The sequence below is a fragment of the Rhizobium binae genome, assembly GCF_017357225.1.
GTDB classification, from domain to species: Bacteria; Pseudomonadota; Alphaproteobacteria; order Rhizobiales; family Rhizobiaceae; genus Rhizobium; species Rhizobium binae.
This window is the reverse complement of sequence record NZ_CP071604.1, coordinates 1573521-1590656: the sequence shown is the minus strand read 5'-3', so window position 1 is coordinate 1590656 and position 17136 is coordinate 1573521. Positions and strand designations below refer to the sequence as shown.

The window sequence follows — 17136 nt, the reverse complement described above, 5'->3', positions numbered from 1 at the left end:
TTATGGCGAAGCTGCGGCCCGCACGCTGCGGCAGTTTGGCCGCGCCTGCCGTATTGATGAAGGTGTCGGTCAACTTTAAAAGGAGGTGCATTCTGATCGTGGAGCCCCGCATGCCTTTGTTGACCCGCCGCAATCTTCTCAAGGCATCCGCCGTCGCGGGCGCCTATGGCGTCGGCATGGGCGTTGCCGGCAAATTCGGGCTTGCCGCGGCCGCACCGGAGCCGCAGCTGCTGACGGCTGTGAAAACCGAAGCCATGCTGACGGAGGCGGGGCCGACCCGGGATGTCATGAGCTGGGGCCGTGACGGCATGCCGCCGGTTCTGAGGATGACGAAAGGGCGGCCCTACGCGGCACGGCTGAACAACCAGCTGGACGAGCCGACGACGATCCATTGGCATGGGCTGCGCATCGACAACCACATGGACGGCGTACCATTCCTGACCCAGCCCTATGTCTATACCGGCGACAGCTTCGACTATGCTTTCACGCCGCCGGATGCCGGCACCTTCTGGTATCACCCGCACTGCAACACGCTGACGCAGATGGGTCACGGCATGACCGGCATGCTCATCGTCGAGGATCCGGCCGATCCCGAATTCGACGCCGAGGTGCTGCTGAACCTGCGCGACTGGCGCCTTGGCGGCGACGGGCAGTTCATCGCCCCCTTCCGTTCGCGCGATGCCGCCAAGAGCGGCACCTACGGCACGGTGCGCACCGCCAACTGGCATCAGGAACCGCAATATGATGTGCCGGCCGGAGGGCTGGTGCGGCTGCGCATGGCCATCACCGATGTGACGCGCATTTTTTCACTGACGATGGCTGGCGCCGATGCGGCCGTCATCGCCATCGACGGCAATCCGGTGCCGAAACGGTTTCCCCTCGAGCTCCTTCAGATCGGACCCGGCCAACGGCTCGATCTTGCCGTACGCATGCCGGACAGTGAAGGCGCCGTCGCCACGCTCGAGGATATACGCGGGACGAGGCCGAAGACGATTGTCAGCCTGCGTGCCGCCGGACAGTCGTTGAAACGCAATATCGGCGATCTCGGCCCGCTTGCCGAAAACCCCCTCCCCAAGGCCGATCTTTCCGCTGCCGTTGAGATCCCACTGATCCTCAGCGCCACCGCGGAAAATGCCGCCGTCGAGAGTATCTGCGGCACGCTCGGCTACAGCTTCTGGGCGATCAACAAGGTGCCGTGGCCGGGCGATACATCCGATCCGACGGCGCCGCTGGCGGAGCTGAAGCTCGGCAAGAGCTATGTCTTCAATCTGGAGAACACCACGCCGCACGCCCATCCGATCCATCTGCACGGGATGAGCTTCACGGTGATCTCGTCCTCGACACGGGAGGTGATGCCGCTCATCTCCGACACCTACCTCGTCCAGCCGGACGAAAAGGTGCAACTGGCCCTCGTCGCCGACAATCCCGGCGATTGGGTGCTGCATTGCCACATCATCGAACATCAGAAGACGGGCATGACAAGCTATGTCAGGGTGAGCTGAAGCATTTGCTTTGCCTCAGTTTGGACGTGATTCTTCGTCAGCAATGCGCGAAGCCTATGCTGTTGTATTGACATATCGAAGCGAAAGGAGAAGGAAGGTTCAACCGACCTTTTCCTTGCGAATGAATTGATATGATCGAAACCACCGCCGAATTGGCGGCCGCCTGCAAAGAGCTGGCCAAGTCCGACTTCATCACCATCGACACCGAATTCCTGCGTGAGACGACCTTTTGGCCGGAGCTCTGCCTGATCCAGATGGCAAGCCCGACAGTGGAGGCTCTCGTCGATCCGCTTGCCAAGGGCATCGACCTCGCCCCCTTCTTCGAGCTGATGGCCGACACCAAGGTACTGAAGGTCTTTCATGCGGCGCGCCAGGACATCGAAATCATCTTCAATCGCGGCAATCTCATTCCGCATCCGATCTTCGACACGCAGGTCGCCGCCATGGTCTGCGGTTTCGGCGACAGCGTCTCCTACGATCAGCTCGTCAGCCGCATCAAGAACGTCCATATCGACAAGTCGTCGCGCTTCACCGACTGGAGCCGCCGGCCGCTCTCCGACAAGCAGCTGGAATATGCGCTGGCCGACGTCACACATCTGCGCGACGTCTATCTGTCGCTGAAGGCCGAACTCGATCGCGAAGGCCGTACGTCCTGGCTCACCGAGGAAATGAATATCCTCGAGGCGCGCGAAACCTACGACATGCATCCTGACGACGCCTGGCAGCGGCTGAAGATGCGTCTGCGCAAGCCGCAGGAGCTGGCGATTCTGAAATATGTCGCCTCTTGGCGCGAGCGCGAGGCACGCGCGCGCAACGTGCCGCGTTCGCGCGTATTGAAGGACGATGCGATCTATGAGATCGCCCAGCAGCAGCCCAAGGACGCCGAGGCGCTCGGCCGCTTGCGCACCATTCCCAAAGGCTGGGAACGCTCCGCCTCCGGCACGGCAGTCGTCGAAGCCGTCAATGCCGCGCTCGCTCTTCCGAAGGCGGATATGCCGCATGTGCCGCGGCAGACGCAGGCGCCGGAGGGCGCAGCTGCCGCCGTCGAACTGTTGAAGGTGCTCTTGAAGCTGATCTCGGAAAAGCACGGCGTAGCGCCGAAGGTGATCGCCAACAGCGAGGATCTGGACAAGATCGCCGCCGATGGCGAGAAGGCCGACGTCGCTGCCCTGCACGGTTGGCGACGCGATCTTTTCGGCGAGCCGGCGCTGCAGCTGATTCAGGGCCAGATCGGACTGCGATTCGCCGGCCGGAAGGTTGAAACCGTCGCACTCTGACACCAAATCGAATTCGCTCGACGCCTTTTCCCAACTGAAAACAATGGCGGAGACACTGCGAAGCGAAGGGGGAGGCATGCGGGAAATATCTCCGACGCAGAACTGGATCCTGATCGTCATCGTCCTCGCGGCGAGCGGCGTCGTCTATGATTCGATGTTCTATTCGGAGCAGACGCCGGTCGTCGGGGCGATCTTCGCGCTGTTCATCGGCATGCCGATCATTGCCTTCGAGCGCAAGGTGCTGTTCCGCGGACTCTACAGGCGCATCCAGAAGCTGCCGACCTTCGCCTTCATCATAACCGAACTGGTGATCTACGAAATCCTGATGAGCATCGGCTTTGCCTGCGCCGGGCTGCTGCTTCGCTCGGTCGGCGTGCTGAAGCCGACGTCGCTCCTCGATCTCGTCATCATGCCGTTCGACGTCTTCCTTTATGCACTTGTCGTCTGCTTGGCGCTGATCTTCATCCTGCGCGTGCGCGAACTGCTCGGCCGCGAAGTATTCGCCAGCATGCTCATCAGCCGCTATCGCAATCCGGTCAAGGAAGAGCGGGTCTTCCTGTTCATCGATCTCGTCGATTCGACGGCCTTTGCCGAAAAACACGGCGACCTCAGGGCGCAGCAACTGCTGAGCTCGCTGTTTGCGACTTTCGCCGAGCCGGTCAGGCGCCACAAGGGCATGATCAACGACTATGTCGGCGATGCGGCGATCATTACCTGGCCGCTTGCCCGCGGCCTCAAGGACGCGCGCTGCGTGCGCTGCATCTTCGACATCCTTGCCGATATCGAAGCTAATGCCGCAGGCTGGCGGAAAAATTACGGACAGGTGCCGAAGCTGCGCGCCGCGCTTCACGGCGGCGAGATCATCACCGCGGAAGTCGGCGTCGACCACCACAAGATCAGCTATTTCGGCGATACGGTGAATACGACCGCCCGGCTGGAGACGCTCTGCCGCAGCCTGAACCGGCAGGTGCTGATTTCCGCTGAGCTCGCGGGACGGATGACTTTTCCGGAGGATATCGCCTGCGAAGATCTCGGGATCCATGCCGTCAAGGGACGCGGCCAGACGCTCGGAGTCGTGGCGCTTTCCTCGCGCGCGGTGACCGTGCTGAACACGCCCGCAATTGTTCTGCACGGTTGAGCAAAGCTCTTACCACCCGTCACCAAAGCTTCACCCAACCGTCAATTCGATGACACGGAAGCCCTGCTAAGCGGAAGCCATTCGCGTCCGTTCCATGGGGATATTATGAAGAACGTCCTTTTTGCTTCCGTATCGCTTTTCATCCTGATGGCGGGCACCGTTTCGGCCGACCAGCAGGAATTCCCGGCCAAGCTCGTCGGCCAGGTGATCTTGCCTGCCAACACCATGGTTGCGGCTCCGGGCGACGCCCCCGAATTCCTCAAGCATTCCGGCAAGTTCACGACGCCGGACCGCAAGCGCACCGAAGCGCTCGGCACCGTTCCCGGCAAGGACGGCGCCCGCGTCACCGACCTGAAGCTCCCCTTCGACGGTCAAGCGATCCAGGGCTTCTCAGGCATCAAGACGATGACCGACGGCACGTTCTGGACGCTGACGGACAACGGCTTCGGCTCGAAGGCCAATTCTCCCGACTCCATGCTCTTCCTGCACCAGATGAAGTTCGACTGGGCAGCCAACAAGGCTGAAGTCGTCAAGAACCTCTTCCTCTCCGATCCGAACAAGATCGCTCCGTTCCCGATCGTGCTGGAAGGCACCGACACACGTTATCTCACCGGCGCCGACTTCGACATCGAATCGATCCAGTCGGTTGTCGATGGTTTCTGGCTCGGCGACGAGTTCGGCCCTTATATTCTGAAAATCGACACGGCGGGCCGCCTGACCGACGTCATCGCGACCACGCTCGACGGCATGCCGGTGCTTTCACCCGACAATCCGCTGATCCAGCTGCCGGGCAATCCGGCCGCGAAGGTACCGGTCTTCAATCTGAAGCGCTCCGGCGGCTTCGAAGGCCTCGCCATGTCGAAGGATGGCGCGAAGCTCTACGGCCTGCTCGAAGGCGCCATCTACAAGGAAGACGGCACAATGGAAACGGCCAACGGCCACACCGCCATCCGCATCATCGAGTTCGACGTCGCCGCCAAGAGGTGGACCGGCCGCAGCTGGCTCTATCCGTTCGAGGACAAGGGCGTGTCGATCGGCGATTTCAACATGCTCGACGAGACGACCGCCCTCGTCATCGAGCGTGACAGCGGCGCCGGCACCAAGGACAAGGCCTGCGCCGATCCGAAGCAGCCGAAGCCGGATTGCTTCGAGGCGCCCGCCGAGCTGAAGCGCGTCTACAAGATCGAGTTCAACGACGCCAATGCTGGCAAGGCCGTCCGCAAGATCGGCTATATCGACCTCCTGAACATCCAAGACCCCGACAACAAGAAGAAGGCCGGAGCCAGAGACGGCGTCTACGACATGCCGTTCGTGACCATCGAAAACGTCGACCGCGTCGACGCCACGCATATCATCATCGGCAACGACAACAACCTGCCCTTCTCCGCCGGCCGCGCTGTCGACAAGGCCGACAACAACGAGTTCAGCCTGCTTGAAGTTGGCGAGTTTTTGAACGCGAAGTAAGCAGAAAATCCTGAGTACATCTGGAGGGTGATGCGGGCAGCGTCGCCGATTTTTTTGCGCAAGGGACTACCTCAACCTCCCTCATTCCTGTGCTCGTCACAGGAATGAGGGAGGATGGCGGGATGGCGCGGCCAAAGAGCCGACGACAAGGCGTCGTTCTACTCGAACCGGAACGCCAGCCGCTTGTTCGTCAGCCTCGACAGCTGCTGCAGGCGGCCGTCCAGGCGTTCGCCGGCGAAATCGCGGTATTCCGGCGGCACGACGAATTCGAGATCGAAATCCGGGTTCGAGGATCTGCGGAAGGTCAGATTCTTTACGATGCCGGGCATCGAGGCCGAGAAGAGGTAGACCACGCGGAGCATGCCGCCGAGCAGCTTGGCGCGCTCGATGAAGGGTGGCGTGGCGATCTGCGCCAGCGGGCCGGTGGCGCCGTCGTCGTGCAGACCCTCGAAACGGTAATAATTGGTGAGCGCGATGAAAGCACGGCCCGGATGGCTGATGCCGACAAAGGAAGAGTGGGCGATGACGTTCAGCGCCTGCAGGCCGCGATAATCAGGGTGGGCGCGCCAGCTGATATCGGCGAGCAGACAGGCAGCCTGGCGATAACGACTTTCCTCTTCGGATTCCTGGACGTCGAAGAAGGGCATCATCCGGCCGGTCCATTCCGCCAGTTCGCGGGCATGTTCGGGCGAACGGGCACGCAGGATCGCCAGTTCACCGGCGGCGGCGAGCAGCGGATCGAGCCGGCGCTCACCCTCGGACAGCAGCGAATAGAGATACCCCTCGCGCACGCCCTGCGCCGAGAATGAAATCATCGACGGCTTCATCGCGCTCAGCACTTCCTTCATGGCGACGGCGCCGAAGGGCAGCAGCGAACGGCGGTGCTTGGACACGGCCTGGAGTGCCGGCTCGCGCGAATCGCGCGCGGTCACCACCTGTTCGAGGAACAGCATCATCGCTTCGAGCGATACCTCATAACCCTGCATCATGTGCAGCGGATAATGGGTTATTTCCATGTGCAGCTTGGCGATGTTTCGCCAGGTGCCGCCGACGGCGTAGAAGGTGCGCCCCTCGCCCTTCGACAAGAGCTTTGCCGTCTTCACCTGTTTACGGGCGAAGGTTCTGGCCTTGGAAAGCGAGCCCCCGGCATATTCCGACAGACGCAGGCCGCCGAGCGGCAGCGTGATGCCCTTGCCGACCTCTTTGCCCTTGATATCGATCAGTTCCAGCGAGCCGCCGCCGAGATCGCCGGCAATGCCGTCGGGATTGAAGAAGCCGCTGATGATGCCGAGCGAGGCGAATTTCGCCTCCTCCTCGCCCGACAGCACGCGAACCTTGCGGCCGAGAATTGTCTCCGCCTGATGGATGAAATCGGGACCGTTGCTCGCCTCGCGGGCGGCCGCCGTTGCCAGAACATACATAGTGGCGGCACGCGCCTGGTCGGACAGAGCCTTGAAACGATGCAGCGCCGCCAGAGCCCGGCCGACGCTCTCCTCATCCATCTTGCCGGTAACGGCTATGCCCTTACCAAGGCCGCAGAGAACCTTTTCGTTGAAAAGAATGGTCGGTGAGCGGGACAGGCCTTCGTAGACGACGAGACGAATGGAATTCGATCCGATGTCGACAACGGAGACCGGAGCGATCCCCGGAAGGCGCCCCTGGGCTTCAGATTCAACCATTTAGGTCCAGTATTACTTGTTGTTGCGGCCTTCGAGCAGGCCGGCGATGAGCTTCGGCGCGCTGGACTTCAGAGCTTCACCACGGCCCGAAAGGCTCGGATTGGTCATGAAATACTGCTGCGCATTGAACGGTTCTTCGCCCCTGCGCACTTCCATGCGGCGCGACGTACCGTCGGGCAATATCTCGTAGCTTTGTTGATTGTCAATCACGTTGCCGAGCATAATCTGTGACAAGACCTGCTCGTGAACAGTCGGATTCGTCAACGGAACCATCGTCTCGACGCGGCGATCGAGATTTCTCGGCATCATATCGGCCGAGCCGATATAGACCAGCGCCTTGTCCGACGGCAGGCCGTGGCCATTGCCGAAGCAGAAGATCCGGCTGTGCTCGAGGAAGCGGCCGACGATCGACTTGACGCGGATCTTCTCAGAGAGGCCGGGCACCTGCGGACGCAGGCAGCAGATGCCGCGCACGACGAGATCGATCTCCACGCCGGCATGGCTGGCGCGATAGAGCGCGTCGATAATCTCGGGGTCGACGAGAGCGTTCATCTTCATCCAGATCGCCGCCGGCGCGCCGCTCTTGGCATGCTGGATTTCCTCCTCGATATGACGAAGGATGCGCGGGCGCAGCGTGTAGGGCGAGATGGCGAGCTGCATGCCTTGTTCCGGCTCGCCGTAGCCGGTGATGAAGTTGAAGATGTTCGCCATGTCGTGGGCGATGACGGGATTGCAGGTAAAATAGGATAGGTCTGTATAGATCTTGGCGGTGATCGGGTGGTAGTTGCCGGTCCCCAAGTGGCAATAGGTCCTGAGTTTGCCCTCCTCGCGGCGGACGACCATCGACATCTTGGCGTGGGTCTTGAGCTCGATAAAGCCGAAAACGACCTGCACGCCGGCACGCTCGAGGTCGCGCGCCCATCGGATGTTCGCCTCCTCGTCGAAGCGGGCCTTGAGCTCGACCAGCGCCGTCACCGACTTGCCGGCTTCGGCGGCGTCGATCAGTGCACGCACGATCGGGCTGTCGTTGGAGGTGCGGTAAAGCGTCTGCTTTATCGCCAGAACGTCAGGATCGCGCGCAGCCTGGAGAAGGAACTGGACCACCACGTCGAAAGACTCATAAGGGTGGTGGACGACCATGTCCTTCTCGCGGATGGCTGCGAAGCAGTCGCCGGCATGTTCGCGAACGCGCTCGGGAAATCGCGCATTGTAGGGCTGAAATCTGAGATCGTCACGGGGCGCCTTGGTGATCTCGGACAGTGTGTTCAACGCCAGAAGTCCCGGCAGGACAGCGACGCGGTTCTCGGGGATGCTGAGCGCCTGGACGACGAACTGACGCAGCGAGGCCGGCATCTCCGAGTCGGTCTCGATGCGGATAACCTTGCCGCGGCGGCGCCGCTTCAGCGCAGTTTCGAAGAAGCGGACAAGATCCTCGGCCTCTTCCTCGACTTCGATATCGCTGTCGCGGATGACGCGGAAGGTACCGGAGCCTTGCACCTCGTAACCCGGGTAGAGCCGATGGATGAATATGTTGGCGACATCTTCCAGCGTGATGTAGCGGATCGTGTTCGCATCGTCCGGCAGGCGGACGAAGCGATCGAGCGCCGGCGGCAGGCGCAAGAGCGCCGTCATCGGTTCGCGGCCGCTTTTACTAACGAGCTGCAGACCGATCGAGAAGCCGAGATTGGGAATGAACGGGAACGGGTGGGCCGGGTCGATCGACAGAGGCGTCAGCACCGGAAAGATCGCCTGCTCGAATTCGGCCGCCAGCCATTGACGGTCGGCATCGCTGAGCGCGCCGGGACGCACGATCAGAATGTCTTCCTTGGCGAGGTACTGCTGCAGCACGGCGAGCGAGGCCTGCTGCTCCATCTGCAGATGATCGATCTCCTGCAGGATCGAATCGAGCTGCTCGGCCGGAGTCTTGCCGTCGGGGCTGCGGATGGCGATGTTCTGGCGGACCTGGCCTTCGAGGCCGGCGACCCGCACCATGAAGAACTCGTCGAGGTTGGCGGCAGAGATCGACAGGAAGCGGACGCGCTCCAGCAGAGGATGCTCAGTATTCAGCGTCTCTTCGAGGACGCGGCGATTGAATTGCAGCCAGGAGAATTCGCGGTTGATGAAGCGTTCGGGGCTGCTCAGCAAATCTTCCAGCGAGGGCTTGTTGTCGTTGATTTCCGGAGTGAGTTCCTGATGTTCTGCGACTGCGCTGTCCATAGTCCGCTTACCCCGTTTCAATCGCCGACGGCAATTATATCAGTTTCACGACGGAACTGTGACAGTCAATCGGCCGGTTCCGAATTTCCCAATTCATTCAATACTTCGGCGGCAAGAGACCGGGTGATCTTCGTGCCCCGCGACAGGGCCAGCCGGTCGAGCCGTTCGACGATCGTCTGGGCCGCGTTCAGCGACCGCTCCATGCGGTTGACGATATAGAGCACGAGTTTGTCATCTATATAAAGCTGCCGGTCGGCGAAGAGCTTGACGATCACCTGCGACAGCAGCGCTTCGTCGGGTTCTCCGATCTCGACGACGGTCACCGCTTTCAGGCGCGAGCGCAGATCGGGCAGCGAAACCGGCCAGGATATCGGCCAGAGGCGGCTAGTCATCAACAGGCTGGTGCCATGTTCGCGAACGCTGTTGATGACGTGGAAGAGCGCATTGTCGTCGAAGCCGAGGCGATCGGCATCCTCGAACAGCACCGGGCCGGCTGCAGCGGCGACGGCGGCATCCGAGCCAAGCTCGGGGTGGATGCTGACGGCACCGCTCAATTCCCGCCAGATGCGGGCAAGATGCGATTTACCCGAGCCGACCGGACCGGCAAGCACGACAACCGGCGACGGCCATGCCGGCCAGGCATCGACGATCGACACGGCGGCGGCAAGACGCTCCGAGATCAGGAGATCGTCGCGGCCGCTGGCGGCATCGTGCGAAAAGACCAGCGGCAGTTGTTCTCCGGCCATACGCTTCGGATCAGCGTTCTTCACGTCATTCATTGGGAACTGATTTCGTCTTTTGAGCGCGGCCACTCGGCGACACGCCAAAATAAAGATCGCTCTGAAGGTAGCGCGAAAGCGCGAAGCGAACAAGGACGCCGACGGCGGCGGCAGCCGGCACCGCGACCAGAAGCCCGACAAAACCGAAGAGCGCGCCGAAGGCAAAAAGCGCAAACATCAGCCATACCGGATGCAGGCCGACGCTGGAGCCGACGAGCTTCGGCTGCAGAATGTTGCCTTCCAGGAACTGGCCGCTGAAGAAGACGGCGAGCACCAGGCCGATCCAGGGATAATCCGGCCAGAACTGCACGATCGCCACGCCGACGGCGAGAACGAGGCCGACCAGCGATCCGACATAGGGAATGAAGCTGATCATGCCGGCGAAGAGACCGATCAGAAGGCCGAAATTCAAGCCGACGAGCGAGAGGCCGGCGGCATAATAGATGCCGAGGATGAGGCAGAGCGAGCCCTGGCCGCGAACGAAGCCGGCGATCGCCTGGTCGATCTCCTTGGCGATCTGGCGGACATCGCCGACATAGTCGCGCGGGATCCACTGGTCGACCTTGGAGACCATGCGGTCCCAATCGAGCAGGATATAGAAGGCGACAACGGGGGTGACGACGAGCAGCGAGATGACGTCGACGATCGCCTTGCCGGAATTCCAGATCTGCGCGAAGAGCCCGGTCAGGAAGCCCATGCCTTCGGAGAGGATGCCGGAGAGATTGTCCTTGATCGTTCCGGCCTGGCTCTTGACCCAATCCGGCAGCAGCGAATTCTGCGTCTGGGTTATGAACTGCTGCAACTGACTGATATAACCGGGCAGGCGCTCGGCGAAATCGTTGAACTGGCTGATCAGCACCGGAATGAGGATCATCAGCGCCAATGCGAAGGTGATGACGAAGGCGATGAGGATGCCGACCGTCGCCATCATGCGGCTGAGCCCCAGGCGCTCCAGCCGGTCGGCGACCGGATCAAGGAAATAGGCGATCGCCATGCCGGCGATGAAAGGCAGCAGGATCGAGCTGAAGATATAGAGAAAGGCGATGAAGAAGGCGAGCACCGCCAGCCAGAAGAAGATCTGGCGTTTAAGGCTGTTGCCGCTGACATGCTGTGGCATCGCTTCCCCGCTTCGCTCGCCGCCGAACACCACGTCCGATCCGACGCGGCCATTCAGCACATAGGATGCAGGCGCAAAGATGGTCAACCCTGTCGCGACAAATCCCCGAAAGCCCCAGGGAAGACGCGGGAAATTGGGGGCTTTTGCCATGCGGCGCTTGCATAAACGCCCCTGTCATGCAATTGCGACCGGCAGATGACGCGGCATGTTGGCCGCCTGAAAACAGCCATCGGAGACCAGCATGAGCCAGTCTGGGAAAAACGGCCTGACCTACAGCGAAGCGGGCGTCGACATCGATGCCGGCAACCTCCTCGTCGAGAAGATCAAGCCGGCGGTGCGCTCGACGCGCCGTCCCGGCGCCGACGGCGAGATCGGCGGCTTTGGCGGGCTGTTCGACCTCAAGGCTGCGGGCTTTACCGATCCGGTTCTCGTCGCCGCCAATGACGGCGTTGGCACCAAGCTGAAGATCGCCATCGATGCTGATTACCACGACACCGTCGGCATCGATCTCGTCGCCATGTGCGTCAACGATCTCGTGGTGCAGGGCGCCGAGCCGCTGTTCTTCCTCGACTATTTCGCGACCGGCAAGCTCGACCCCGACCAGGGTGCGGCGATCGTCGGCGGCATTGCCGCCGGCTGCCGGCAGGCCGGCTGCGCGCTGATCGGCGGGGAGACCGCCGAAATGCCCGGCATGTATTCCTCCGGCGACTACGATCTTGCCGGCTTTGCCGTCGGCGCTGCCGAACGCGGCAAGCTGCTCCCCTCCGGCGACATTGCAGAAGGCGATGTGATCCTCGGCCTCGCCTCCTCCGGCGTCCATTCCAACGGGTTCTCGCTGGTGCGCAAGATCGTCGAACTCTCCGGCCTCGGCTGGGACGCGCCGGCGCCCTTCGCAGAAGGCAAGAAACTTGGCGAAGCGCTGCTGGAACCGACCCGCATTTATGTAAAGCCGCTGCTGAAGGCGATCCGCGAAACCGGTGCGCTGAAGGCGCTCGCCCATATCACCGGCGGCGGCTTCCCGGAAAATATTCCGCGCGTGCTGCCGAAGCAGCTGGCGGCCGAGATCGACCTTGCGGCCGTCAAGGTTCCGCCGGTCTTCTCGTGGCTTGCCATGATGGGCGGCGTCGAGTCCAAGGAAATGCTGCGCACTTTCAACTGCGGCATCGGCATGATCGTCGTCGTCGCCGAAGAGAATGTCGCCGCGGTATCGAAGGTGCTTGAAGCCGAAGGCGAGAAGGTCGTTACGCTCGGCCGCATGATCGCCCGCGCCGAAGGGGCTGCCGGCACGGTCTACAAGGGCACGCTTGCCATATGAGCACGCCGCGCAAACGCGTCGTCGTCTTCATATCCGGCGGCGGCTCCAACATGATGGCGCTGGTCACGGCCGCGAAGGCCGCCGATTATCCGGCAGAGATCGTCGGCGTCATCTCGGACAAGGCGGAGGCCGGCGGGCTTGTCAAGGCCGCGGCCGAGGGAATCGCCACCTTCGCCTTCCCTCGCAAGGACTATGTCAGCAAGGATGCGCATGAAGCGGCGATCTTTTCGGCGCTCGACGAACTTTCGCCCGATATCCTCTGCCTGGCCGGCTATATGCGACTGCTGACGCCGACCTTCATCCAGCGCTATGAAGGCCGGATGCTCAACATCCACCCTTCCCTGCTGCCGCTGTTTCCGGGCCTGCATACCCATCAGCGCGCCATCGACGCCGGCATGCGGATCGCAGGCTGCACGGTGCATTTTGTCACCGAGGGCATGGATGAGGGACCGACGATCGGCCAGGCCGCCGTCCCGGTGCTTTCCGGCGACACGGCCGAAAGCCTTGCTGCGCGCGTGCTGACCGTCGAACACCAGATCTATCCGCAGGCGCTACGGCTCTTTGCCGAAGGCCACGTGACGATGGAGGGTGGCAAGGCTGTTGGCTTCGAGGCTTCAACGACGGCGCCTAGGGCCCAGCTGATTTCGCTGATCGGCGACCGCGGTTAGATATCAATATTCCTGGTTCTTCCTCTAAACCATCGCTTGGTCAGCAGAACCATATTTCCAATGCTCACGTAAGACGACAAAAACAACATCGGAAGGTGGATCGCAACCGAGCCGTAACTTCCCCTCTCGCACAGCCTCACCGCCGATGATTGACTTAGAACAATGCTGGCTCCGCCCCACATTGTAGCAAATGGATAGCTAAAAAATACAAAACATATTGCAATAAAGATAAAAACACCTCTGTCCTGGACATAACAGAATATTACAGAAATAAATGAAATAATCATAAGAGCCAAACCTGGATATTTGTATACCAGGACAATGGCCTTCAACAAGGAAGCAACTGACTTTTCGCATTCTATATATTTTTCACCTACATAGACATACGAAATTCCGTGTTGGTTATCGTAGTAAATCGATATGATGAATACGCATATCGTCGCAATTCCACTCAAAACGAGCGGCAGGAGCCCCCACTCCTTGTGTAGCAACCTTGGCTCAGATGACATCTTGATTCCGCATTCTTAACAGTCTTGCTCCGGAGAAATGTGATAGTCGGGCACCGCCGATGAGAAAGCTCGCCTCGCCGGTATCTCGTCATCGACGCTCAAACCTGCAGCTAAGCCGCCATCGCCCGCAGCGGATGCAACGTGCCGTCGCTATACACGAACTGGCCGGCGCGGAAGGTGGCGCGGATTCGATTGATGTCGCCCGGCTCGACCACCACCAGATCGGCGCGCTGGCCGAGGGCGATTTCGCCGCGATCGGAGAGGCCGGCGGAGCGGGCGGCGTTGACGGTCGCCATGGCGACGGCGGCCGGCAGGCCGCCTTCCACCATGTCGGCGAGCTTGAAGATGCCGGGCACGAAGGCGGCCGGATGGTAATCGGCAGCGATGACGCTGAGCATACCGGCCCTGGCGGCTTCGAGGGCACTGAGATTGCCGGACATCGATTGGCCGCGCAGAGCATTCGGGGCGCCCATCAGCGTCCAGAGGCCGCGGCGGCGCGCCTCTTCCGCGGCAGGTGCGGTCACCGGAAATTCGCTGATGGTGACGCCGAGATCGTGCATTTCTGCGACCTTCTCGACGCTGTCGTCGTCATGCGAGGCGAGCGACAGCTTGTGTTTCAGCGACAGGGCGACGATCTCCCGCAGCTTGGCCTCGATGTCAGGATTGCTGCGCATGGCGATGCGTTTGGCGACGATCTCGGCGGCCATCTCCTCGGAGATGGCGCGGCGCTCGGAAATGCTGAGGATATAGCTCTGCAGGTTGTTGTACTGGCCCTGGCCCGGCGTGTGGTCCGTCAGCGAAACCATGTCGATCTGGTCGGCATTCAGCAGGCGTTCGAGCGCAGGTGCTGCGCCAACATTGGTGATCTCATAGCGGGCGTGAACGCGGTGGTCGATCAAGAGATCGTTACGCAGACGGTTGATGCCCTCGATCACCGCCGACGTCGTCTCCAGCGAGCGGACATGGCCGTAGACGCTTTCGGTGGCGAAGGAGACAGCGGCAAAGGCGGTCGTCACACCGGCAGCGGCAAGTTTCTTGTCGAGCTCGTGGATGCCGAAATCGATCGGCATTGTCGCGTTCGGCCTCGGCGCGATCTCGCGCTCGATCATATCGCCGTGGAGATCGACGAATCCCGGCATCAGCAGCCGCCCGCCGCCGTCGATTGCAGCCCCTGCGACCGGCTCCGGCCTGATCTCGGCGATGGCGCCGTCTTCAACACGCACGGAACCGTCACTCACCACCTCGTTTGGGAGAACGAGGGTGAAATTACTGAGCCACATGGGCCTTCTCCTGACCGCCTCGATGATCGACAGACCGCAGCGGATAGAACCGCTTTGTAACAGTCGTATGAGTTTAAAGTGCGTTCACGTTAACGCGGAAACCAGCGCTTTGGAAATGGTCAGATGTGCCGCCGCACGAATTCATGGCGTCGATCCATCGCAGCGTCGATCCACGAGTCCCGACGCTAACGAGTTGACTAGTTATAATCTAACTATTAATATTATGACTATGACCTCGATCAAACGTTCTCCAGTCGCGCTCGCTGTCCTTGCAATGCTCATGGAAGAGCCGCTGCATCCTTACCGAATGCAGCGTCTCATCAAGGAGCGCGGCAAGGACGAGGTGATTAATGTCACGCAAAGGGCAAGCCTTTATCAAACAATCCAGCGGCTCGAACGCGAAGGTTTGATCACGTCGCAAAAAACAGTACGGGATTACAAGCGTCCCGAGCGGACCGTGTATGAGATCACCGAAAAGGGCCGCGACGTCGCGCTGGCATGGATCCGCGAGATGTTGTCGAGCTTAACGCGGGAATATCCGGAATTCCCCGCAGCCATATCATTTCTTGCTCTGCTCACGCCGAACGATGTGTTGCATCTGCTTGAGCACAGGACAAAAGCGATCGAGTCGGAACTTCGCCGGATCGATGGAATACTGCAAGAGGCGCGGGCCGTACCAAGGCTCTTCCTGCTCGAGATGGAATATCTCCGAGCGCTTCATGCAACCGAACTGTCCTGGGTCAATGCCGTCGTCGAGGACCTGCGCGCCGGGCGCATCGTTTGGACAGACGAGTGGCTGAGGCAGATTGCCGGCCAGTTCTCCACCCACTCCACGCCCGACAAGGACTAGCACCATGAAGGTTTTGATTATCGGCGCCGGGACTGGCGGTCTGGCACTCGCTCATCTGCTTAAACAGGCCGGCGTTAGCATTGCTGTTTATGAACGCGACATGGCACCGGACGCCGACACCGGCGGCTATCGCGTCGGTATCAGCCCGGCTGGAAGCCGAGCGCTAAGGGCCTGTGTACCCAACGACCTCTACGACCTCTATGTTGCCACATGCGCCAAGTCGCCATGCTATTTCAACATGTTCACGGAACATCTTGGTGAAGTGCTGAGCTTCGACATCGGGGATGCGGCCGCGAATACTCTCGACGGTGAAAAGAACGTCGTTCGAAAGACACTGAGGCGGGTTCTACTCAGGGGGCTTGAAGACCATGTCTCCTTCGGCAAAGCGCTTCAGGGGTACACACGTAACGCCGACGGGTCCGTCACCGCTTGCTTTCAGGATGGAAGTTTCGCGACGGGAGATGTTTTGGTCGGTGCTGACGGCACGAACTCAGCTGTGCGCAGGCAATATTTACCGCAAGCGCGTCTGGAAGATACGGGAATCGTGTCGCTCGGGGGCAAAATCCCCACGACGGCCGAGGCGAAAGCTCTGTTGTCGGACAAGATGGTCAGAGGCATGTCGATCATTATGGCGCCGATGGGTTTCGGCGCGATTATTCACTCGCTCGAATTCGCCGACAGCCGCAGCGACCCCGATTTTGCCGCTCGTTGGCCGGATTTCGTCGAAGCGCTCGACCAGGACAGTATCGGCTGGGGCATCTGGGGCGCCCGGCAGAATTGCCCGCGGGATACGGCGGGCCTAAGCGGAGAACAGTTGAGAGAACTGGGCCTGGAACTCGCGCGAGACTGGCATCCGCATTTGCGTGCTCTCATTCGTATGACGGAGCCCTCGACGATCCACGATGTCAAGGTCAGGACTTCCGTCCCGCTGAAACCTTGGACGAGTTCGAACGTCACACTGCTCGGTGACGCCGTCCATACGATGACACCCGGACGAGGCGCCGGCGCGAATACGGCGCTTCGCGATGCCGCTCTGCTTGGGCACATGCTGGTCGCAGCGGACCGAGGACAAAAGCCGCTCATCGATGCCATCCACGACTATGAAGCCGAAATGCTTCGCTACAGCACCGAAGCAGTACAAGAATCGAGAAAGCATATGGATGCCAGCCATCCGGCTCATCGGCCGATTGTCGGCACAGTCCAGCTCGCTGCCATGCGCGGCGTCATGCGGATCATCAACGCAACCCCTGTATTAAAGCGACGTGCGTTTCGGCAGATGATGCGAGTTCGCGGCGAAAACTAACACGATCGCGGGTCATCCTGGGATCCCCCGGAGGCGAC

General features: G+C 60.9%; 13 protein-coding genes. 8 read left to right on the top strand and 5 right to left on the bottom strand.

Annotated elements, in window-relative coordinates; genetic code table 11:
• The first annotated feature begins 110 nt into the window (after positions 1-110).
• The 4 genes from J2J99_RS07695 to J2J99_RS07680 all read left to right on the top strand — a co-directional run bounded on the left by J2J99_RS07695 (position 111) and on the right by J2J99_RS07680 (position 5381).
• Positions 111-1502, top strand: a complete 1392-nt coding sequence (locus J2J99_RS07695; protein WP_168294578.1) for a multicopper oxidase family protein — start codon at positions 111-113, stop codon at positions 1500-1502.
• Positions 1503-1633: 131 nt separating this feature from the next.
• Complete coding sequence (gene rnd / locus J2J99_RS07690) at positions 1634-2779, top strand: ribonuclease D (RefSeq protein WP_168294577.1); 1146 nt, start codon at positions 1634-1636, stop codon at positions 2777-2779.
• 76 nt (positions 2780-2855) lie between these two features.
• Positions 2856-3917, top strand: a complete 1062-nt coding sequence (locus J2J99_RS07685; protein WP_168294576.1) for an adenylate/guanylate cyclase domain-containing protein — start codon at positions 2856-2858, stop codon at positions 3915-3917.
• Between the two features lie 105 nt (positions 3918-4022).
• Entirely contained in the window at positions 4023-5381 is a 1359-nt protein-coding gene (locus J2J99_RS07680; protein WP_168294575.1) for an esterase-like activity of phytase family protein, read from the top strand.
• 158 nt (positions 5382-5539) lie between these two features.
• Here J2J99_RS07680 and ppx read toward each other — a convergent pair whose 3' ends face one another.
• The 4 genes from ppx to J2J99_RS07660 form a co-directional block, all read right to left on the bottom strand.
• Positions 5540-7060 carry an exopolyphosphatase gene (ppx, locus tag J2J99_RS07675; RefSeq protein ID WP_168294574.1) on the bottom strand — a complete coding sequence of 507 codons (1521 nt, stop codon included), beginning with the start codon at positions 7058-7060 and terminating at the stop codon, positions 5540-5542.
• A gap of 12 nt (positions 7061-7072) precedes the next feature.
• Positions 7073-9277: an RNA degradosome polyphosphate kinase gene (locus J2J99_RS07670; protein WP_168294573.1), complete on the bottom strand. Its 2205-nt coding sequence runs from the start codon at positions 9275-9277 to the stop codon at positions 7073-7075.
• 65 nt (positions 9278-9342) lie between these two features.
• Positions 9343-10056, bottom strand: coding sequence for a DnaA regulatory inactivator HdaA (gene hdaA, locus J2J99_RS07665; protein ID WP_168294572.1), 714 nt, complete (start codon positions 10054-10056; stop codon positions 9343-9345).
• On the bottom strand, positions 10049-11173 hold the full coding sequence (locus J2J99_RS07660; protein WP_168294705.1) for an AI-2E family transporter: 1125 nt from the start codon (positions 11171-11173) through the stop codon (positions 10049-10051). The genes hdaA and J2J99_RS07660 overlap by 8 nt, the downstream gene beginning before the upstream one ends.
• A 241-nt stretch (positions 11174-11414) precedes the next feature.
• Here J2J99_RS07660 and purM point away from each other — a divergent pair, with 241 nt between their 5' ends.
• Both purM and purN read left to right on the top strand, forming a co-directional pair.
• On the top strand, positions 11415-12488 hold the full coding sequence (gene purM / locus J2J99_RS07655; protein ID WP_168294571.1) for a phosphoribosylformylglycinamidine cyclo-ligase: 1074 nt from the start codon (positions 11415-11417) through the stop codon (positions 12486-12488).
• Positions 12485-13156, top strand: a complete 672-nt coding sequence (gene purN / locus J2J99_RS07650; RefSeq protein WP_168294570.1) for a phosphoribosylglycinamide formyltransferase — start codon at positions 12485-12487, stop codon at positions 13154-13156. The genes purM and purN overlap by 4 nt, the downstream gene beginning before the upstream one ends.
• Positions 13157-13775: 619 nt before the next feature.
• Here purN and J2J99_RS07645 read toward each other — a convergent pair.
• Positions 13776-14945: an alpha-D-ribose 1-methylphosphonate 5-triphosphate diphosphatase gene (locus J2J99_RS07645; protein ID WP_168294569.1), complete on the bottom strand. Its 1170-nt coding sequence runs from the start codon at positions 14943-14945 to the stop codon at positions 13776-13778.
• 280 nt (positions 14946-15225) lie between these two features.
• Between J2J99_RS07645 and J2J99_RS07640 the strand changes: the two genes are divergently transcribed.
• Positions 15226-15795 carry a PadR family transcriptional regulator gene (locus J2J99_RS07640; RefSeq protein ID WP_168294704.1) on the top strand — a complete coding sequence of 190 codons (570 nt, stop codon included), beginning with the start codon at positions 15226-15228 and terminating at the stop codon, positions 15793-15795.
• Positions 15796-15799: 4 nt separating this feature from the next.
• On the top strand, positions 15800-17098 hold the full coding sequence (locus J2J99_RS07635) for an FAD-dependent oxidoreductase (protein WP_168294568.1): 1299 nt from the start codon (positions 15800-15802) through the stop codon (positions 17096-17098).
• The last annotated feature ends 38 nt before the right edge of the window (positions 17099-17136 follow it).